The sequence below is a fragment of the Citrobacter freundii complex sp. CFNIH4 genome, assembly GCF_002934505.1.
GTDB lineage: Bacteria > Pseudomonadota > Gammaproteobacteria > Enterobacterales > Enterobacteriaceae > Citrobacter > Citrobacter freundii.
Genome location: NZ_CP026231.1, coordinates 3,931,823 through 3,951,473 on the forward strand (window position 1 = coordinate 3,931,823; position 19,651 = coordinate 3,951,473).

20 protein-coding genes, 3 tRNA genes and 4 rRNA genes are annotated in these 19,651 nt (G+C 50.5%); 7 read left to right on the forward strand and 20 right to left on the reverse strand.

Translation table 11 applies throughout. The features are described 5' to 3' along the window. The first annotated feature begins 6 nt into the window (after positions 1–6). The gene (locus tag C2U41_RS20130) at positions 7–765 is read left to right on the forward strand and encodes an amino acid ABC transporter ATP-binding protein (RefSeq protein WP_003025300.1); all 759 of its coding nucleotides are present in this window, start codon (positions 7–9) and stop codon (positions 763–765) included. A gap of 88 nt (positions 766–853) precedes the next feature. Here the strand turns inward: C2U41_RS20130 and rrf (C2U41_RS20135) are convergent. The 7 genes from rrf (C2U41_RS20135) to C2U41_RS20165 form a co-directional block, all read right to left on the reverse strand. Further along, positions 854–969, reverse strand: a 5S ribosomal RNA gene (rrf, locus tag C2U41_RS20135). A gap of 38 nt (positions 970–1,007) precedes the next feature. Then, positions 1,008–1,083: transfer RNA gene (locus tag C2U41_RS20140), tRNA-Thr, on the reverse strand. Between the two features lie 14 nt (positions 1,084–1,097). Then, positions 1,098–1,213, reverse strand: a 5S ribosomal RNA gene (rrf, locus tag C2U41_RS20145). A 91-nt stretch (positions 1,214–1,304) separates the two neighbouring features. Further along, positions 1,305–4,210: ribosomal RNA gene (locus C2U41_RS20150) — 23S ribosomal RNA — on the reverse strand. 206 nt (positions 4,211–4,416) lie between these two features. After that, a tRNA-Ala gene (locus C2U41_RS20155) sits at positions 4,417–4,492 on the reverse strand. 105 nt (positions 4,493–4,597) lie between these two features. Beyond that, a tRNA-Ile gene (locus C2U41_RS20160) sits at positions 4,598–4,674 on the reverse strand. Between the two features lie 72 nt (positions 4,675–4,746). Further along, positions 4,747–6,288 (reverse strand): 16S ribosomal RNA (locus C2U41_RS20165). Together the 16S, 23S and 5S rRNA genes with 3 tRNA genes alongside form the textbook arrangement of a ribosomal RNA operon. Before the next feature lie 471 nt (positions 6,289–6,759). Between C2U41_RS20165 and C2U41_RS20180 the strand changes: the two genes are divergently transcribed. Continuing rightward, positions 6,760–7,314 (forward strand): gamma carbonic anhydrase family protein, encoded by a 555-nt coding sequence (locus C2U41_RS20180; protein WP_003031171.1) that lies wholly within the window; start codon positions 6,760–6,762, stop codon positions 7,312–7,314. On the opposite strand, the gene C2U41_RS20185 is transcribed toward C2U41_RS20180, so the two are convergent. Genes C2U41_RS20185 through dprA form a run of 6 tightly spaced genes read right to left on the reverse strand, consistent with a single transcriptional unit; the run spans position 7,290 to position 11,082 of the window. After that, a complete protein-coding gene (locus C2U41_RS20185) occupies positions 7,290–7,547 on the reverse strand; it encodes a DUF1488 domain-containing protein (protein WP_003031169.1) in 258 nt (85 codons plus the stop codon). The two genes, C2U41_RS20180 and C2U41_RS20185, sit on opposite strands and share 25 nt — an antisense overlap. Then, positions 7,544–8,365: a shikimate dehydrogenase gene (gene aroE, locus C2U41_RS20190; protein WP_032938694.1), complete on the reverse strand. Its 822-nt coding sequence runs from the start codon at positions 8,363–8,365 to the stop codon at positions 7,544–7,546. Before aroE ends, C2U41_RS20185 begins: the two co-directional genes overlap by 4 nt. A 1-nt stretch (position 8,366) precedes the next feature. Continuing rightward, positions 8,367–8,939, reverse strand: a complete 573-nt coding sequence (tsaC, locus tag C2U41_RS20195; RefSeq protein ID WP_003031166.1) for an L-threonylcarbamoyladenylate synthase type 1 TsaC — start codon at positions 8,937–8,939, stop codon at positions 8,367–8,369. A 4-nt stretch (positions 8,940–8,943) separates the two neighbouring features. Then, positions 8,944–9,486: a DNA topoisomerase family protein gene (locus C2U41_RS20200; RefSeq protein ID WP_003842156.1), complete on the reverse strand. Its 543-nt coding sequence runs from the start codon at positions 9,484–9,486 to the stop codon at positions 8,944–8,946. A gap of 26 nt (positions 9,487–9,512) precedes the next feature. After that, the gene (gene smg / locus C2U41_RS20205) at positions 9,513–9,986 is read right to left on the reverse strand and encodes a DUF494 family protein Smg (RefSeq protein ID WP_003031162.1); all 474 of its coding nucleotides are present in this window, start codon (positions 9,984–9,986) and stop codon (positions 9,513–9,515) included. Further along, positions 9,958–11,082 (reverse strand): DNA-protecting protein DprA, encoded by a 1,125-nt coding sequence (dprA, locus tag C2U41_RS20210; RefSeq protein WP_103849189.1) that lies wholly within the window; start codon positions 11,080–11,082, stop codon positions 9,958–9,960. The genes smg and dprA overlap by 29 nt, the downstream gene beginning before the upstream one ends. A 129-nt stretch (positions 11,083–11,211) precedes the next feature. Between dprA and def the strand changes: the two genes are divergently transcribed. The 5 genes from def to mscL all read left to right on the forward strand — a co-directional run bounded on the left by def (position 11,212) and on the right by mscL (position 15,977). Beyond that, complete coding sequence (def, locus tag C2U41_RS20215; RefSeq protein ID WP_003031159.1) at positions 11,212–11,721, forward strand: peptide deformylase; 510 nt, start codon at positions 11,212–11,214, stop codon at positions 11,719–11,721. A 14-nt stretch (positions 11,722–11,735) separates the two neighbouring features. Then, entirely contained in the window at positions 11,736–12,683 is a 948-nt protein-coding gene (fmt, locus tag C2U41_RS20220) for a methionyl-tRNA formyltransferase (protein WP_003845229.1), read from the forward strand. A gap of 51 nt (positions 12,684–12,734) precedes the next feature. Then, complete coding sequence (rsmB, locus tag C2U41_RS20225) at positions 12,735–14,024, forward strand: 16S rRNA (cytosine(967)-C(5))-methyltransferase RsmB (protein WP_032938708.1); 1,290 nt, start codon at positions 12,735–12,737, stop codon at positions 14,022–14,024. 21 nt (positions 14,025–14,045) lie between these two features. Next, on the forward strand, positions 14,046–15,422 hold the full coding sequence (gene trkA, locus C2U41_RS20230; RefSeq protein ID WP_032938696.1) for a Trk system potassium transporter TrkA: 1,377 nt from the start codon (positions 14,046–14,048) through the stop codon (positions 15,420–15,422). Positions 15,423–15,563: 141 nt separating this feature from the next. Then, on the forward strand, positions 15,564–15,977 hold the full coding sequence (mscL, locus tag C2U41_RS20235) for a large-conductance mechanosensitive channel protein MscL (protein ID WP_003031152.1): 414 nt from the start codon (positions 15,564–15,566) through the stop codon (positions 15,975–15,977). Here mscL and arfA read toward each other — a convergent pair. From arfA to rpsK, 7 genes are all read right to left on the reverse strand, one after another. Next, entirely contained in the window at positions 15,974–16,192 is a 219-nt protein-coding gene (gene arfA / locus C2U41_RS20240; RefSeq protein ID WP_003828276.1) for an alternative ribosome-rescue factor ArfA, read from the reverse strand. The genes mscL and arfA overlap by 4 nt on opposite strands. Positions 16,193–16,249: 57 nt before the next feature. Then, complete coding sequence (zntR, locus tag C2U41_RS20245) at positions 16,250–16,675, reverse strand: Zn(2+)-responsive transcriptional regulator (protein ID WP_003031145.1); 426 nt, start codon at positions 16,673–16,675, stop codon at positions 16,250–16,252. A gap of 10 nt (positions 16,676–16,685) precedes the next feature. Beyond that, positions 16,686–17,054, reverse strand: coding sequence for a DUF1992 domain-containing protein (locus C2U41_RS20250; RefSeq protein WP_003842100.1), 369 nt, complete (start codon positions 17,052–17,054; stop codon positions 16,686–16,688). 107 nt (positions 17,055–17,161) lie between these two features. Further along, the gene (gene rplQ / locus C2U41_RS20255) at positions 17,162–17,545 is read right to left on the reverse strand and encodes a 50S ribosomal protein L17 (RefSeq protein WP_001216370.1); all 384 of its coding nucleotides are present in this window, start codon (positions 17,543–17,545) and stop codon (positions 17,162–17,164) included. A gap of 40 nt (positions 17,546–17,585) precedes the next feature. Next, positions 17,586–18,575, reverse strand: a complete 990-nt coding sequence (locus C2U41_RS20260) for a DNA-directed RNA polymerase subunit alpha (protein ID WP_003031139.1) — start codon at positions 18,573–18,575, stop codon at positions 17,586–17,588. Between the two features lie 25 nt (positions 18,576–18,600). Beyond that, positions 18,601–19,221, reverse strand: coding sequence for a 30S ribosomal protein S4 (rpsD, locus tag C2U41_RS20265; protein WP_003031138.1), 621 nt, complete (start codon positions 19,219–19,221; stop codon positions 18,601–18,603). A 33-nt stretch (positions 19,222–19,254) separates the two neighbouring features. Beyond that, positions 19,255–19,644 (reverse strand): 30S ribosomal protein S11, encoded by a 390-nt coding sequence (gene rpsK, locus C2U41_RS20270; RefSeq protein ID WP_003031137.1) that lies wholly within the window; start codon positions 19,642–19,644, stop codon positions 19,255–19,257. Positions 19,645–19,651 lie beyond the last annotated feature (7 nt).

Consider the following 19,651-nt stretch of genomic DNA (forward strand, 5'->3'; position numbering starts at 1 on the left):
GAATTTATGAGCCAATTATTAATGCCGTCTACCGACGCGATGATTACGCTGGAAAACGTCAACAAATGGTACGGACAGTTTCACGTCCTGAAAAACATCAACCTGAAGGTAAAACAGGGAGAGCGCATCGTATTATGCGGGCCTTCCGGTTCGGGTAAATCGACAACTATCCGCTGTATTAACCATCTGGAAGAGCATCAGCAAGGACGCATTGTGGTGGATGGGATTGAACTCAATGAAGACATCCGCAATATTGAACGCGTCCGACAAGAAGTTGGCATGGTCTTTCAGCACTTTAATCTCTTTCCTCATTTAACTGTCCTACAAAACTGCACACTGGCGCCTATCTGGGTGCAAAAGATGCCGAAAAAAGAGGCTGAAGTACTGGCAATGCACTACCTCGAGCGGGTCCGCATTGCCGAACATGCGCATAAATATCCCGGGCAAATCTCTGGTGGACAACAACAGCGCGTGGCCATTGCACGCTCGCTGTGTATGAAACCCAAAATCATGTTATTTGATGAACCCACATCAGCGTTGGATCCTGAAATGGTAAAAGAAGTGCTGGATACCATGATAGGTCTGGCACAATCGGGCATGACCATGCTATGTGTAACCCATGAAATGGGCTTTGCCCGCACAGTAGCTGACCGGGTGATCTTTATGGATCTTGGCGAGATTGTGGAACAGGCACCACCGGATGAGTTTTTTGCTCACCCCAAATCTGAACGCACTCGTGCGTTTTTATCGCAGGTTATTCATTAAAGCCATATGCCGGATACAGTTCCGGCTTATTTCCGCGTATAAACGCAAAAAGGCCATCCTTTCGGATGGCCTTTTGCTTTTATTTGATGTCTGGCAGTTCCCTACTCTCGCATGGGGAGACCCCACACTACCATCGGCGCTACGGCGTTTCACTTCTGAGTTCGGCATGGGGTCAGGTGGGACCACCGCGCTACAGCCGCCAGACAAATTCTTTTCTAAGTGCCGAACTTTAACCGAAAAACTGGTGCTGATACCCAGAGTCGAACTGGGGACCTCACCCTTACCAAGGGTGCGCTCTACCAACTGAGCCATATCAGCACACTAAATTTGATGCCTGGCAGTTCCCTACTCTCGCATGGGGAGACCCCACACTACCATCGGCGCTACGGCGTTTCACTTCTGAGTTCGGCATGGGGTCAGGTGGGACCACCGCGCTACAGCCGCCAGGCAAATTCTGTTTATCAACACGCTTTTGCATGTCGATATAATCTGTAATCAAGCTGAATGTCGTCTCTTCGCCAAAACATCTTCGGCGTTGTAAGGTTAAGCCTCACGGTTCATTAGTATCGGTTAGCTCAATGTATCGCTACACTTACACACCCGACCTATCAACGTCGTCGTCTTCAACGTTCCTTCAGGAGACTTATAGTCTCAGGGAGAACTCATCTCGGGGCAAGTTTCGTGCTTAGATGCTTTCAGCACTTATCTCTTCCGCATTTAGCTACCGGGCAATGCCATTGGCATGACAACCCGAACACCAGTGATGCGTCCACTCCGGTCCTCTCGTACTAGGAGCAGCCCCCCTCAATTCTCCAGCGCCCACGGCAGATAGGGACCGAACTGTCTCACGACGTTCTAAACCCAGCTCGCGTACCACTTTAAATGGCGAACAGCCATACCCTTGGGACCTACTTCAGCCCCAGGATGTGATGAGCCGACATCGAGGTGCCAAACACCGCCGTCGATATGAACTCTTGGGCGGTATCAGCCTGTTATCCCCGGAGTACCTTTTATCCGTTGAGCGATGGCCCTTCCATTCAGAACCACCGGATCACTAAGACCTGCTTTCGCACCTGCTCGAGCCGTCACTCTCGCAGTCAAGCTAGCTTATGCCTTTGCACTAACCTCCTGATGTCCGACCAGGATTAGCTAACCTTCGTGCTCCTCCGTTACTCTTTAGGAGGAGACCGCCCCAGTCAAACTACCCACCAGACACTGTCCGCAACCCGGATTACGGGTCCACGTTAGAACACCAGCCATTAAAGGGTGGTATTTCAAGGATGGCTCCATGCAGACTGGCGTCCACACTTCAAAGCCTCCCACCTATCCTACACATCAAGGACCAGTGTTCAGTGTCAAGCTATAGTAAAGGTTCACGGGGTCTTTCCGTCTTGCCGCGGGTACACTGCATCTTCACAGCGAGTTCAATTTCACTGAGTCTCGGGTGGAGACAGCCTGGCCATCATTACGCCATTCGTGCAGGTCGGAACTTACCCGACAAGGAATTTCGCTACCTTAGGACCGTTATAGTTACGGCCGCCGTTTACCGGGGCTTCGATCAAGAGCTTCTCCTTACGGATAACCCCATCAATTAACCTTCCGGCACCGGGCAGGCGTCACACCGTATACGTCCACTTTCGTGTTTGCACAGTGCTGTGTTTTTAATAAACAGTTGCAGCCAGCTGGTATCTTCGACTGATTTCAGCTCCATGAGTAAATCACTTCACCTACATATCAGCGTGCCTTCTCCCGAAGTTACGGCACCATTTTGCCTAGTTCCTTCACCCGAGTTCTCTCAAGCGCCTTGGTATTCTCTACCTGACCACCTGTGTCGGTTTGGGGTACGATTTCGTGTTACCTGATGCTTAGAGGCTTTTCCTGGAAGCAGGGCATTTGTTACTTCAGCACCGTAGTGCCTCGTCATCACACCTCAGCGTTAAAAGGTACCGGATTTACCTGGAACCTCCGCCTACATGCTTAAACCGGGACAACCGTCGCCCGGCTAACATAGCCTTCTCCGTCCCCCCTTCGCAGTAACACCAAGTACAGGAATATTAACCTGTTTCCCATCGACTACGCCTTTCGGCCTCGCCTTAGGGGTCGACTCACCCTGCCCCGATTAACGTTGGACAGGAACCCTTGGTCTTCCGGCGTGCGGGTTTTTCACCCGCATTATCGTTACTTATGTCAGCATTCGCACTTCTGATACCTCCAGCATGCCTCACAGCACACCTTCAACGGCTTACAGAACGCTCCCCTACCCAACAACACATAGTGTCGCTGCCGCAGCTTCGGTGCATGGTTTAGCCCCGTTACATCTTCCGCGCAGGCCGACTCGACCAGTGAGCTATTACGCTTTCTTTAAATGATGGCTGCTTCTAAGCCAACATCCTGGCTGTCTGTGCCTTCCCACATCGTTTCCCACTTAACCATGACTTTGGGACCTTAGCTGGCGGTCTGGGTTGTTTCCCTCTTCACGACGGACGTTAGCACCCGCCGTGTGTCTCCCGTGATAACATTCTTCGGTATTCGCAGTTTGCATCGGGTTGGTAAGTCGGGATGACCCCCTAGCCGAAACAGTGCTCTACCCCCGAAGATGAATTCACGAGGCGCTACCTAAATAGCTTTCGGGGAGAACCAGCTATCTCCCGGTTTGATTGGCCTTTCACCCCCAGCCACAAGTCATCCGCTAATTTTTCAACATTAGTCGGTTCGGTCCTCCAGTTAGTGTTACCCAACCTTCAACCTGCCCATGGCTAGATCACCGGGTTTCGGGTCTATACCCTGCAACTTAACGCCCAGTTAAGACTCGGTTTCCCTTCGGCTCCCCTATACGGTTAACCTTGCTACAGAATATAAGTCGCTGACCCATTATACAAAAGGTACGCAGTCACCCCATAAAGAGGCTCCCACTGCTTGTACGTACACGGTTTCAGGTTCTTTTTCACTCCCCTCGCCGGGGTTCTTTTCGCCTTTCCCTCACGGTACTGGTTCACTATCGGTCAGTCAGGAGTATTTAGCCTTGGAGGATGGTCCCCCCATATTCAGACAGGATACCACGTGTCCCGCCCTACTCTTCGAGTTCACAACCTGTGCATTTTGGTGTACGGGACTATCACCCTGTACCGTCGGACTTTCCAGACCGTTCCACTAACACACAAGCTGATTCAGACTCTGGGCTGCTCCCCGTTCGCTCGCCGCTACTGGGGGAATCTCGGTTGATTTCTTTTCCTCGGGGTACTTAGATGTTTCAGTTCCCCCGGTTCGCTTCATTACGCTATGTATTCACGTAATGATAGTGTGACGAATCACACTGGGTTTCCCCATTCGGAAATCGCCGGTTATAACGGTTCATATCACCTTACCGACGCTTATCGCAGATTAGCACGTCCTTCATCGCCTCTGACTGCCAGGGCATCCACCGTGTACGCTTAGTCGCTTAACCTCACAACCCGAAGATGTTTCGTAAAACACCATCGTGTTGCGAAAATTTGAGAGACTCGAACACACCGCTTTTCATTTCTTATTACGGAGAAATGAAACAGTGTGTCGTTTCAATTTTCAGCTTGATCCAGATTTTTAAAGAGCAAAACTTCGCAGTGAACCTTTTCAGGTACACTCTGAAGTTTTCTTGTGTTTTTGCAGTAAAGATGGTGGAGCTATGCGGGATCGAACCGCAGACCTCCTGCGTGCAAGGCAGGCGCTCTCCCAGCTGAGCTATAGCCCCATCGTAGTTATCTCATTCACCTTAATTCCTGCTGAGACAAGGCGTGAAGCGGCGAAGCATACTGAAGTATGCGAGTCGTTTCACAACGCGGTATCAGAAAGAATTTGGTAGGCCTGAGTGGACTTGAACCACCGACCTCACCCTTATCAGGGGTGCGCTCTAACCACCTGAGCTACAAGCCTGCAGAGATTTCCTTACTGCTAATTTTTCATCAGACAATCTGTGTGAGCACTACAAAGAACGTTTCTTTAAGGTAAGGAGGTGATCCAACCGCAGGTTCCCCTACGGTTACCTTGTTACGACTTCACCCCAGTCATGAATCACAAAGTGGTAAGCGCCCTCCCGAAGGTTAAGCTACCTACTTCTTTTGCAACCCACTCCCATGGTGTGACGGGCGGTGTGTACAAGGCCCGGGAACGTATTCACCGTGGCATTCTGATCCACGATTACTAGCGATTCCGACTTCATGGAGTCGAGTTGCAGACTCCAATCCGGACTACGACATACTTTATGAGGTCCGCTTGCTCTCGCGAGGTCGCTTCTCTTTGTATATGCCATTGTAGCACGTGTGTAGCCCTACTCGTAAGGGCCATGATGACTTGACGTCATCCCCACCTTCCTCCAGTTTATCACTGGCAGTCTCCTTTGAGTTCCCGGCCGAACCGCTGGCAACAAAGGATAAGGGTTGCGCTCGTTGCGGGACTTAACCCAACATTTCACAACACGAGCTGACGACAGCCATGCAGCACCTGTCTCAGAGTTCCCGAAGGCACCAAAGCATCTCTGCTAAGTTCTCTGGATGTCAAGAGTAGGTAAGGTTCTTCGCGTTGCATCGAATTAAACCACATGCTCCACCGCTTGTGCGGGCCCCCGTCAATTCATTTGAGTTTTAACCTTGCGGCCGTACTCCCCAGGCGGTCGACTTAACGCGTTAGCTCCGGAAGCCACGCCTCAAGGGCACAACCTCCAAGTCGACATCGTTTACGGCGTGGACTACCAGGGTATCTAATCCTGTTTGCTCCCCACGCTTTCGCACCTGAGCGTCAGTCTTTGTCCAGGGGGCCGCCTTCGCCACCGGTATTCCTCCAGATCTCTACGCATTTCACCGCTACACCTGGAATTCTACCCCCCTCTACAAGACTCTAGCCTGCCAGTTTCGGATGCAGTTCCCAGGTTGAGCCCGGGGATTTCACATCCGACTTGACAGACCGCCTGCGTGCGCTTTACGCCCAGTAATTCCGATTAACGCTTGCACCCTCCGTATTACCGCGGCTGCTGGCACGGAGTTAGCCGGTGCTTCTTCTGCGAGTAACGTCAATTGCTGCGGTTATTAACCACAACACCTTCCTCCTCGCTGAAAGTACTTTACAACCCGAAGGCCTTCTTCATACACGCGGCATGGCTGCATCAGGCTTGCGCCCATTGTGCAATATTCCCCACTGCTGCCTCCCGTAGGAGTCTGGACCGTGTCTCAGTTCCAGTGTGGCTGGTCATCCTCTCAGACCAGCTAGGGATCGTCGCCTAGGTGAGCCGTTACCCCACCTACTAGCTAATCCCATCTGGGCACATCCGATGGCAAGAGGCCCGAAGGTCCCCCTCTTTGGTCTTGCGACGTTATGCGGTATTAGCTACCGTTTCCAGTAGTTATCCCCCTCCATCGGGCAGTTTCCCAGACATTACTCACCCGTCCGCCACTCGTCACCCAAGGAGCAAGCTCCTCTGTGCTACCGTTCGACTTGCATGTGTTAGGCCTGCCGCCAGCGTTCAATCTGAGCCATGATCAAACTCTTCAATTTAAGTTTGATGCTCGTGAATTAAACTTCGTAATGAATTACGTATGTTCACTCAGAGACTTGGTATTCATTTTTCGTCTTGCGACGTTAAGAATCCGTATCTTCGAGTGCCCACACAGATTGTCTGATAAATTGTTAAAGAGCAGTTGCGACGCGCTTTAGCGCTCTGTCGCGAGGTGGCGTATATTACGCTTTCCTCTTTCAGAGTCAACCCTCATTTTCAGGTTTTTCTCTTCAACCGAACCAGCTGTTTGCGTGAAGTGATTCACATCCGCCGTGTCGATGGAGGCGCATTATAGGGATCCCATTTTTTAGCACAAGTATTTTTTGGATCTTTTTTTCTGAATGCTTGTTTTTCACTCCTTTCGCTACATTCCTGCGCAATTTGACTGATTTTTGATAGCTAAACCACTTGCACAGTCTCAATAATCCAACCAAAGTCTTCATTACTGCTCTATTTTCGTTGAGGTAAACATGTCTGATGTACTGCGTCCTTATAAGGATCTTTTCCCACAGATCGGAAATCGCGTGATGATCGACACCAGTAGTGTCGTCATTGGTGATGCTCGTTTAGCTGATGATGTCGGAATCTGGCCACTGGTTGCCATTCGTGGCGACGTTAACTATGTACAAATTGGTGCCCGTACAAACATCCAGGACGGCAGCGTTCTCCATGTCACGCATAAATCCACGTCTAATCCGCAGGGTAACCCACTGATCGTGGGTGAGGACGTTACGGTTGGTCATAAAGTCATGCTACACGGCTGTATCATTGGCAACCGTGTATTAGTCGGCATGGGATCGATTCTGCTGGATGGCGTAGTCGTAGAAGACGACGTTATGATTGGGGCTGGTAGCCTGGTTCCACAAAACAAACGCCTGGAAAGCGGATATCTGTACCTGGGGAGCCCGGTTAAGCAAATCCGTCCATTAAGCGATGAAGAGAAAGCAGGCTTACAATATTCAGCTAACAACTATGTTAAGTGGAAAGACGAGTATTTAAGTCAGAGTAACCACACCCAACCTTGAGCATCTTCCTGCTGGGCCTGGATCAATGCTTCAGCTTCTTCTTCCAGATCCCAGCGATGCTGTTGAAATATTTCCAACCACTGCTCAGGCGTGTCGCCGCCAAAGCGGGACGCCATAATCTCTCCAGATATGGCACATGTTAACTGCATACCATGAACCATCGCTGGAAACACAACGGCGTTAACATCCGTGCGCCATTCTTCCCGATCGGGAAACTGGATCGCCTGATTCATGCCGACAATTCCTGTTGCATGCTTTTTATGACAGGCTCCACCTGTGGCAAAACGCCATGCCAAAGTAAAACTGCATGCGCAGCCTGCCCCACCAGCATCCCCAGGCCATCGGCATAATGTTTCGCCCCATGCGAAACACACCAGGAAAGAAACGGTGTGTTCCCTTTCTGATAAAACATGTCATAACAATAGACCGAAGGGTGGATAAGAGATGCTGGAATAGCTGGTATCTCACCGCTCATTCCGCTGGATGTGGCATTGATGATCAAATCAAAACTGCAATTATCAAGATCGTCCATTCCCACCGCCTGCACGCTGCCGGTGTGGGAGAAGATTTGTGCCAGTTCTTCAGCGCGCGAAGCGGTACGGTTAACAATAGTCACCGCACAATCCATAGAAAGAAGAGGTAATAAAACTCCACGGGATGCACCACCCGCACCAATCAGCAGAACTCGCGATCCGGGATGAATGAAAGATAAACGCTCAAGATCGCTTAATAAGCCGATACCATCCGTGTTGTCTCCCAGTAAACGCCCATCCTCCAGCCGTTTAAGGGTGTTGACCGCTCCAGCAAGCGATGCCCGCTCCGTTAGTTCATCAGCACGTGCAAACGCCTCTTCTTTAAAAGGCACAGTGACATTTGCCCCCTTCCCGCCCTCAGCAAAAAAAGCGTTCAGCGTATTCACAAAATCATTGATGGGCGCCAGTACACGCCCATAAGAATGATCAATCTTCAACTGCTCTGCAAATTGCTGATGAATAAAGGGCGATTTACTGTGCGCTATCGGATTACCAAAAACAGCATAGGCTTCTTTCATATTACCCCTGTCGAAACTGTTCACCCGTCAGAGCATCACGGATCTCCGAAGGATTCAAACGGCCTCCGGTCTCCCCCTCAACCACAGGAAAGTCTGTACCAAACTGCGCACGGACTTCCTCAACAGTTCTGCAAGGCGGTAAGCCACTCAGATTAGCACTGGTAGAGACTAATGGTTTGCCATAAGCCTGGCACAATGCAACCACCAGCGGATGATCGGTAACACGCACGGCCAACGAGTCAAAACGACCGGTCAACCAACGAGGCGTAGTCGCGGGCGCCGGGAAAACGAAAGTAACAGGCCCAGGCCAGCGGGCGAACACAGCCTCACGTTGGGCCTCGGTGAGCATGCTATCGTCGATATAGGGTTTTAGCTGGTCAAAGCTTGCCGCAATCAAAATTAAACCTTTATCGACTGGGCGTTGTTTTAACTCTAACAGACGGGTAACAGCCGTTTCGCTGTCGGGATCGCAACCGACACCGAAAACAGCTTCAGTTGGATAGGCGATGACTTTTTCTTGTTTCAGAACCGCTATCGCCGCAGCGATAGCGTCTGTGGGCAGGTTATTATTCACTTTTTTATTCCGCCGAAATCGGCTTTCCACATTGTTTACTGGCACAGAAATGCTTCACACCCTGTGCGGTTTTCTTTTCGATGAGAAGCGGATAATGACACTCAGGACATTCTCCGGATAACGGTTTGAAGTTAATGACAAACTGGCACTCCGGATAGCGATCGCAGGAGTAGAAGGTTTTGCCATAACGGGAACGCCGCTGGACAAGATGACCAGTCTGGCATTGAGGACAGACTATTGCTGTTTCATCAGGCTTGTCGATGAGCTCGGTGTGATCGCACGCAGGATAGTCACTGCATCCAATGAACATACCGAATCGTCCCTGTCTCAGCACCAGCTCAGCGCCACATGCAGGACAAAGCTTACCCTCCAGAACTTTGACAATATGTCCGTCCGCGGAAGATTTCAGTGGACGGATGTAATCGCATTCTGGATAGTGTGAACAACCGAGAAACGGACCGTGTTTCCCGGAACGAATAACCAATTCAGCCCCGCATTGTGGGCAGGGCTCATTTTTACGCACCGTGAACAGTGCTGATTTAGCCATAACAACTCATACTGAATGAAGATTGATTAATGCAGCATACCTTCATTCACTTCAAAGAGTAATTCTTCCATTTGCTGATAGGCATTTTCACAACCTGGAATGTTGAATAGCACCATCAGGATTACCCACTTCAGGTCTTCCAGATCGAACTCTGCCGTATCCAGCGCGAGTACACGCTCAATGACCATTTCTCGCGTTTCGAGGTTTAGCACCTGAATCTGCTCCAGGAATAGCAGGAATCCTCTACAGCTTGCATCCAGTCGATCGCACTCTTCCGCAGTATAAATACGTATAGAAAGAGGGTCAGATGCCAGTTGCATAGGTTCAGCAAGGCCATCCTGATAGTCAGCAAGCTTTTCCAGCCAAAGTAACGCGTTGTAAATGTCTTCACGATCAAAACCAGCGTCGGTAAGATCCCGTTCCAGTTTGTCCTGATCCACACGCAGCTCAGCTTCGTTATGGATATATGTCTCAAACAAATACATTAGTACGTCGAACATGGCATGCCCTCCTCAATCGGACATAGCCGCCGGGTACAGCTGCGATCCACCCTGCTAACTCCAGTTCGAGCAGTTGAGCCACTACCTCTGGCACAGGTTGGCCGGCACGTTCAGCGACGACGTCAACAGGTGTTACCTCATCTCCTACGTTAGCCAGGAGCTCCGGAAATGGCAATGCCACCTCTTCGTGATCTGGCGAATAAATTGATTTTTCAGGTTCATCTGGCAACCATTGCAGCCCATATTGCAAATTTTCAAGAATTTCCTCTGGTGTCGTCACAAGCATGGCTCCCTGCTGAATTAGCCAATGCGGTCCTTCACTTCCCGGGCTCCCAATCGGCCCTGGTAAAGCAAACACCTCCCGCCCTTGTTCCAGTGCACAGCGAGCAGTAACCAGTGACCCGCTACGCTGTGCAGCTTCGACGACCAGTACACCTTTACTTAGACCACTGATAATGCGATTTCGTCGGGGAAAATTGCGTGGCAAAGGGAGCGTATCTAATGGGAACTCAGACACCAGTGCAACACCTGCCTCAATCAGTCGCTGAGCAAGACGGATATGCTGTCGTGGGTGAATGGTCTCAAGTCCATTTCCCAGCACCGCAATACTTGTGCCTTGTCGGTTTATCGCAGCACTGTGTGCCACGCCATCAATTCCCCGGGCCAGACCGCTGGTGATCGTCACACCACATGCTGCAAGCTTTTCACAAAACAATCGCCCCCAGCGTTCGCCATACCAGGAGTGCTGTCTGCTGCCGACAACGGCCACCTGGAACGAGCGAAGACATGCGGGATTTCCTGCGACAAAAAGCACCCCAGGATAATCCTCAATCGCACGGAGCTGTGGCGGGTAATGCTCGCTGTCGGCAACCACAAAATGGTGGTTAGGCTGTTCAAGCCAGCGCAACGTTTTTTCCAGCGTCAGATCCGAAAAGGTTAAAAAGCGCCTTGCCTGCCGTGGAGAGAATCCTGCCTGCAGGAGTACCGCGTTGCTAATCGACGGTTGAGTATTGAGCCAGTGGGCAATGCGCACCATCTCATCACCATACAGTTCATTCACTTGCGCTAAACGTAGCCAAATTTCGATTTGGGTCATCCTTGTCCCCCTGCCACAAGCAGTCCTGGCAATCTTTGCGATTGGTCACTGATGCTGTCAATCAGAGGGGGTTTTGTCTAGAATAGAGGTAATAATCTTTTCAACTCCTGAACACAACTCTGGATAACTATGTCAGTTTTGCAAGTGTTACATATTCCGGACGAGCGCCTTCGCAAAGTCGCAAAACCGGTCGAAGAAGTGAATGCAGAAATTCAGCGCATCGTTGATGATATGTTCGAAACGATGTATGCCGAAGAAGGTATCGGTCTGGCAGCAACACAGGTTGATATTCATCAGCGCATCATCGTTATTGATGTCTCTGAAAACCGCGACGAGCAGTTGGTTCTCATTAACCCAGAGCTGCTGGAAAAAGACGGCGAAACCGGCATTGAAGAAGGCTGTCTGTCGATTCCTGAACAGCGTGCGTTAGTACCACGCGCAGAGAAAGTAAAAATTCGTGCGCTCGATCGCAACGGTAAATCTTTTGAACTGGAAGCCGATGGCCTACTGGCTATCTGCATTCAACATGAAATGGATCACCTGGTCGGTAAACTGTTTATCGATTATCTGTCTCCGTTGAAGCAACAACGCATTCGTCAGAAAGTTGAAAAACTCGACCGCCTGAACGCCCGAGCTTAAGGACAAGAATCAACGTGTCAGACTCACTACGTATTATTTTTGCGGGTACACCTGACTTTGCAGCGCGTCATCTCGACGCGCTGTTGTCTTCTGGACACAACGTCGTTGGCGTGTTTACCCAACCGGACCGCCCGGCGGGACGCGGTAAAAAGCTGATGCCCAGCCCGGTCAAAGTGCTGGCGGAAGAAAAAGGGATTCCGGTTTTCCAACCTGTCTCTCTTCGCCCTCAGGAAAACCAGCAGCTGGTTGCTGATTTACGCGCAGACGTGATGGTGGTGGTGGCATATGGCCTGATTCTGCCAAAAGCCGTACTGGAAATGCCGCGTCTGGGTTGTATCAACGTTCACGGCTCCCTGCTTCCACGCTGGCGTGGTGCAGCACCGATCCAGCGCTCACTGTGGGCAGGTGACACCGAAACAGGTGTAACCATCATGCAGATGGATGTTGGCCTCGACACCGGAGATATGCTGCTTAAGCTGTCTTGCCCGATTACGGCAGAAGATACCAGCGGTTCGTTATACGATAAGCTGGCAGATTTGGGGCCGCAGGGGCTGATTGAAACGCTAAAACAGCTGGCTGCCGGCACAATAAACCCGGTGGTACAAGATGAATCACTGGTTACGCATGCAGAAAAACTCAGCAAAGAAGAGGCCCGTATCGACTGGTCGCTTTCAGCTGTTCAATTGGAACGCTGCATCCGCGCCTTTAACCCATGGCCAATGAGCTGGCTTGAAATCGACGGTCAACCAGTGAAAGTCTGGCAAGCTTCGGTTATTGCGGAAAACACCCAGGCTGCGCCAGGCACCATTCTGGAGGCAACAAAGCAGGGTATTCAGGTCGCAACGGGCGACGGCATCCTGAATCTCGTCTCTTTGCAGCCTGCCGGTAAAAAAGCCATGAGCGCGCAGGATCTGCTTAATTCACGCCGGGAATGGTTTGTACCCGGTAACCGTCTGGTCTGACGGTTCATCTCTTTAAGCCCGGTGTTTCCGGGCATTTTTATTTTTGCGCTTATGAAAAAACATCTTAATTTACGCAGTATGGCGGCCCAAGCCGTCGAACAGGTTGTCGAAAAAGGACAGTCATTAAGCAACGTGCTGCCCGCCATGCAGCAAAAAGTTGCAGATAAAGACAAAGCGCTGTTGCAGGAACTTTGCTTCGGTGTATTGCGTACACTCTCTCAACTGGAATGGATGATCCAGCAACTCATGGAACGTCCAATGACGGGCAAACAGCGCACCGTTCACTACCTGATCATGGTGGGCTTCTACCAACTTCTGCATACTCGTATTCCAGCACACGCCGCGCTGGCTGAGACAGTAGAAGGCGCGGTTGTCATTAAGCGTCCGCAACTGAAAGGGCTGATCAACGGCGTGTTGCGCCAGTTTCAACGCCGTCAGGATGAACTGCTGGCCGAGTTCGCGCAAAGCGATTTACGTTTCTTACACCCTTCCTGGCTGGTGAAACGTATTAAGGCCGCTTATCCGCAGCAGTGGGAAGCTATTCTTGAAGCCAATAATCAGCGACCACCGATGTGGCTGCGTGTCAATCGTAACCACCATACGCGCGACGCCTGGCTGGACCTGCTTAGCGAAGCAGGATTAACCGGCTTCCCACATCCGGATTATCCGGATGCAGTGCGTCTGGAAACGCCGGCTCCTGTACACGCCCTCCCAGGCTTTGATGAAGGCTGGGTAACCGTCCAGGATGCTTCAGCTCAAGGATGTGTAACTTATCTGTTGCCGGAGAACGGTGAACAGATCCTCGACCTGTGCTGCGCGCCGGGCGGTAAAACGACGCACATTCTGGAAGTTGCTCCGCAAGCTAACGTCATGGCCGTCGATGTGGATGAAAAACGCTTATCGCGCGTTTACGACAATCTGAAACGTCTGGGCATGAAGGCAACCGTAAAACAGGGTGATGGTCGATATCCACAACAATGGTGTGGCGAACAACAGTTTGACCGTATTTTGCTAGATGCTCCGTGTTCTGCCACCGGGGTGATACGTCGCCATCCAGACATCAAATGGCTGCGTCGCGATCGGGATATTGCCGAACTGGCGCAGTTGCAGGCCGAGATCCTGAATGCAACCTGGTTACATCTCAAATCTGGCGGCACGCTGGTTTATGCCACGTGCTCTATCCTGCCAGAAGAAAACCAGCAGCAAATTACCGCCTTCCTGGCACGCACGCCGGATGCGGTATTAAGCGAAACCGGTACGCCGGAAAACCCCGGACGTCAGAATTTACCGGGTGCGGAAGATGGCGATGGCTTCTTTTACGCTAAGCTAATCAAAAAGTGATGAGATAACGGGTCGCGACTGATGAAAATTATCATTCTGGGCGCAGGGCAAGTTGGCGGTACGCTGGCTGAAAACCTGGTCGGAGAGAACAACGATATCACGGTAGTCGATACCAATGGTGAGCGCCTGCGCAGCCTGCAGGACAAGTTTGATCTCCGCGTCGTACAAGGGCACGGTTCACATCCTCGCGTACTGCGTGAAGCTGGGGCCGACGATGCCGATATGCTGGTTGCCGTAACCAGCTCAGATGAAACAAATATGGTTGCCTGCCAGGTAGCTTATTCACTGTTTAATACGCCTAATCGCATTGCCCGTATTCGTTCACCGGATTATGTTCGTGATGCGGACAAGCTATTCCAATCCGATGCGGTACCTATCGATCACCTGATTGCGCCGGAGCAACTGGTTATCGATAGCATTTATCGACTGATTGAATATCCGGGTGCATTACAAGTGGTGAATTTTGCCGAAGGTAAAGTCAGTCTGGCAGTAGTAAAAGCCTATTACGGCGGGCCGCTTATCGGTAATGCGCTGTCAACAATGCGTGAACATATGCCGCACATCGATACCCGCGTTGCGGCGATTTTCCGTCATGACCGACCAATCCGTCCACAAGGTTCTACGATCGTTGAAGCGGGTGATGAAGTCTTCTTTATTGCGGCATCACAGCATATTCGCGCCGTAATGAGTGAACTGCAGCGTCTGGAAAAACCGTACAAACGCATTATGTTAGTAGGCGGCGGTAATATCGGAGCGGGTCTTGCACGTCGTCTGGAAAAAGATTACAGCGTCAAACTGATCGAACGTAATCAACAGCGAGCATCCGAACTTGCAGAGAAACTGCAAAATACGATCGTCTTTTTTGGTGATGCTTCGGATCAAGAGTTACTGTCCGAAGAACATATCGATCAAGTTGATCTGTTCATCGCAGTGACCAACGATGATGAAGCGAATATCATGTCGGCGATGCTTGCCAAACGGATGGGTGCCAAGAAAGTGATGGTGTTAATCCAACGCAGAGCATACGTCGATCTGGTGCAAGGTAGCGTGATCGATATTGCTATTTCACCGCAACAGGCGACCATCTCCGCGCTGCTCAGTCACGTACGTAAAGCTGACATTGTCGGTGTTTCTTCACTACGCCGTGGCGTCGCGGAAGCCATTGAAGCCGTCGCACACGGGGATGAAACAACATCTCGGGTTGTGGGGCGTTCAATTGATGAAATTAAACTTCCCCCTGGAACCATTATTGGCGCCGTTGTGCGTGGTAATGATGTGATGATTGCCAACGATAACCTGCGCATTGAGCAGGGCGATCACGTAATTATGTTCCTGACAGATAAAAAGTTTATTACCGACGTCGAGAGACTATTCCAGCCAAGTCCTTTCTTCCTGTAATAATTTGGGCGCTAATACAGCGCCCTTTTTATTTCCCTTTATAATTCATGGTCTAATAAATTTTCCTTTCGGCAATACATAAATGGAAATTGCCTAAACATTTGTTAAACTTATAAACGTCAGCTGCATAGGGAGAATAAAATGAGCATTATTAAAGAGTTTCGCGAATTCGCGATGCGCGGGAATGTTGTCGATTTGGCAGTGGGTGTCATTATTGGTGCGGCATTCGGTAAGATTGTTTCATCACTGGTTGCCGATATCATCATGCCGCCACTGGGGTTGTTAATTGGTGGGATTGATTTTAAACAGTTTGCTTTAACGCTACGTGATGCACAGGGAGACATCCCTGCCGTGGTCATGCATTACGGTGTATTTATTCAGAATGTCTTCGATTTCATTATTGTTGCGTTTGCTATCTTTATGGCAATCAAACTGATCAACAAACTGAACCGTAAAAAAGCGGAGGAGCCGGCAGCACCGCCAGCTCCATCGAAAGAAGAAGTATTACTGAGTGAAATTCGTGACCTGCTGAAAGAACAGAATAACCGCTCTTAAGCACTCACGGAAACAAGAAGGCCAGTGGTAAAAAAGTTAATTACTTTCTTGCCACTGGCCTCCCAGTTACCCCGATTGCCATGTTTGCCTTTACGTAGATAACTTCCTTTCCCTTTCTTATTTTTCTCAACGCGCTGTCTGAACAGTGGGTCATGCAGAAGCGCCTCAATGGCGTTGTCCTTTATCTGCCCTTTGGTGTGCTGATAACGACTCATAATATCTCCAGTTTGTAGTAATTTACGCCGCGAGTGTAGACCCGGCAGTTCAAGAAATCAACAGCCTGATGTTGTTCCACTGGCGCCTTGCTCAAGAGCTTCAAGAATAGAGCAGTACACGCTGCTGTGTGCCTTGCCGCAGCATGCATCATTCAATCGCTGCAGAGACCGCTGCATCGTCTGAAGTTCGGCAATACGTGCTTCGACTTCTTGCAGTCTTTCCTGGACGATCCCTTTTGATTCCTGACAGGTATGGTGTTCGGGATCAACACGGATCGAAAGCAATTCGCGGATCGACTCCAGAGTGAAACCAAGCTGGCGGGCATAACGAATAAACTTCAGGCGCTGAAGATCGCTTTCTGTATAGAGCCGAAATCCGCCTTCAGTACGCACTTCATGCTCCATCATCTGCTGCTTTTCATAGTAGCGAATAGTATCTGGCGTCACGTCAGCCAGTTTCGCTATTTCACCAATTCGGTACATGCTCTCTCCGCTATTCATCGTTGATCTTTTTTAGCAGCTTATCTGCGTAGTCACCGCGCAAAAACTCGGTGCTGAGTCCAGCCTGCCGAAGTTTAAGTTCCAGCAGCGACAGTCTTCGGCTCACCTCCGGATAACTTGGATCATCTTTGCGAATCCCCGCGAGTATTTCAAGCAGTTGTATTGCTTCTCTGCGTTGCTCGAGCTCAGGAGGAAGGCAACCTGCATTTTTTAATAAACGGTATCCAGCTCGGAGTTCAGTCGGGACATGGGAGTCATCGTCAAGAGTCAGCGGTTTACCCGTTCCCGGTAAATCATCAAACTCACCTTTAGATTGTGCATCAATGATATGGCGCTCTGCCCACTGGTCCAGTAACCACATACAACACTCCAGGGGATGAACAAAAAGAGTACAGATATTGTAGATAAGTGGGGATATGACGGATATAAAAAAACCCGCCGAAGCGGGTTTTTTTACGTTACTACAGATTACTCTGCAGCAGCTTCTGTTTTCTCTGAACGATCAACCAGCTCGATGTATGCCATCGGCGCGTTGTCGCCTGCACGGAAACCACACTTCAGAATGCGAGTGTAACCACCGGCGCGGCTCGCGAAACGCGGGCCCAGTTCGTTAAACAGTTTTGCCACGATCTCGTTATCACGAGTACGGGCGAATGCCAGACGACGATTAGCTACGCTATCAGTCTTGGCAAGAGTAATCAGCGGCTCAACTACGCGACGCAGCTCTTTCGCTTTCGGCAGAGTCGTCTTGATGATTTCATGACGAACCAGTGAACCTGCCATATTGCGGAACATAGCCTGGCGATGGCTGCTGTTGCGGTTCAGTTGACGACCACTCTTACGATGGCGCATGACCTTATCCTTCTCAGTAAAACCTTAACCTGTGATCCGGTTACTCGTCAGCGATGCTTGCCGGTGGCCAGTTTTCCAGGCGCATGCCCAGAGACAGTCCACGGGAAGCCAGCACGTCTTTAATCTCGGTAAGAGATTTTTTACCAAGGTTAGGCGTCTTAAGAAGCTCAACCTCAGTACGCTGTACCAGATCACCGATATAGTGGATAGCTTCTGCTTTGAGGCAGTTAGCAGAGCGGACAGTCAATTCCAGATCGTCAACAGGGCGCAGCAGGATCGGATCGAATTCTGGTTTCTCTTCTTTAACTTCCGGCTGACGTACATCACGTAAATCAACGAAAGCTTCCAGTTGTTCAGCCAGAATGGTAGCCGCACGACGAATCGCCTCTTCAGGATCGATTGTGCCGTTGGTTTCCATTTCGATGACCAGCTTGTCCAGGTCGGTACGCTGTTCTACACGCGCTGCTTCAACATTGTAGGCAATACGCTCTACAGGGCTGTAGCATGCGTCGACCAGCAGACGGCCGATTGGGCGCTCATCTTCTTCCGAATGAATTCGGGTAGAAGCCGGCACATAACCACGACCGCGCTGAACTTTGATACGCATGCTAATAGATGCATTCTCATCGGTCAGGTGGCAGATCACGTGCTGTGGCTTGACGATTTCGACATCACCATCATGGGTAATGTCGGCTGCAGTCACAGGGCCAATGCCAGATTTATTCAAGGTAAGAATAACATCATCTTTACCCTGAACTCTCACCGCCAGCCCTTTCAGGTTGAGCAGGATTTCCAGGATATCTTCCTGAACGCCTTCTTTGGTGCTGTACTCATGTAGTACACCATCAATCTCAACCTCGGTCACCGCGCAACCCGGCATCGATGAGAGCAGAATACGGCGCAGTGCGTTACCCAAAGTATGGCCAAAGCCACGCTCTAAAGGCTCAAGGGTCACCTTGGCGTGCGTCGAACTCACTTGCTCGATATCTACCAGGCGCGGTTTTAGAAACTCTGTCACAGAACCCTGCATTGTGTCCTCTCTTTGGTACTAAGCTTTACTTGGAGTAAAGCTCGACGATCAGGTGTTCGTTAATGTCCGCAGACAGATCAGAACGCTCCGGCTTACGCTTGAACGTACCTTCCATCTTGCCAGCATCAACTTCCAGCCAGGTTGGCTTTTCACGCTGCTCAGCCAGCTCCAGAGCGGCTTTCACGCGAGACTGCTTCTTCGCTTTCTCACGAATGCTAACAACGTCATTCGGACTAACCTGATAAGAAGCGATGTTAACAACACGACCGTTTACCATAATTGCTTTATGGCTGACCAGCTGACGTGCTTCTGCACGAGTGGCACCGAAGCCCATACGGTATACAACGTTGTCCAGACGACCTTCCAGCAGACCCAACAGGTTTTCACCGGTGTTGCCTTTCAGACGTGCTGCTTCTTTGTAGTAGTTACGGAACTGACGCTCCAGCACACCGTAGATACGGCGAACTTTTTGCTTTTCACGCAACTGCACACCATAGTCAGACAGACGCGGTTTACGCGCACCGTGCTGGCCAGGAGCTTGTTCAATTTTACACTTGGTATCGATCGCGCGAACGCCAGACTTAAGGAATAAGTCAGTGCCCTCACGACGGCTCAGCTTGAGCTTAGGACCCAAATATCTTGCCATTTTCTTTCTCCAACAATCCTAGAAACGACAGCGTTATACGCGACGTTTTTTCGGCGGACGACAACCGTTATGAGGGATCGGAGTCACATCAGTAATATTAGTGATGCGGAAACCAGCGGCGTTCAGAGCACGAACAGTAGATTCGCGACCTGGACCCGGTCCTTTGACCATAACTTCCAGATTCTTGATACCGTATTCTTTTACGGCTTCAGCGCAACGCTCTGCTGCAACCTGAGCTGCAAACGGAGTGGATTTGCGAGAACCACGGAAACCGGAACCACCGGCTGTTGCCCAACCCAGTGCGTTACCCTGACGATCAGTAATGGTAACGATGGTGTTGTTAAAAGAAGCATGGATATGAGCCACGCCGTCAGAGACTTGTTTTCTTACACGTTTACGTGCACGAATTGGTGCCTTTGCCATTATTCAA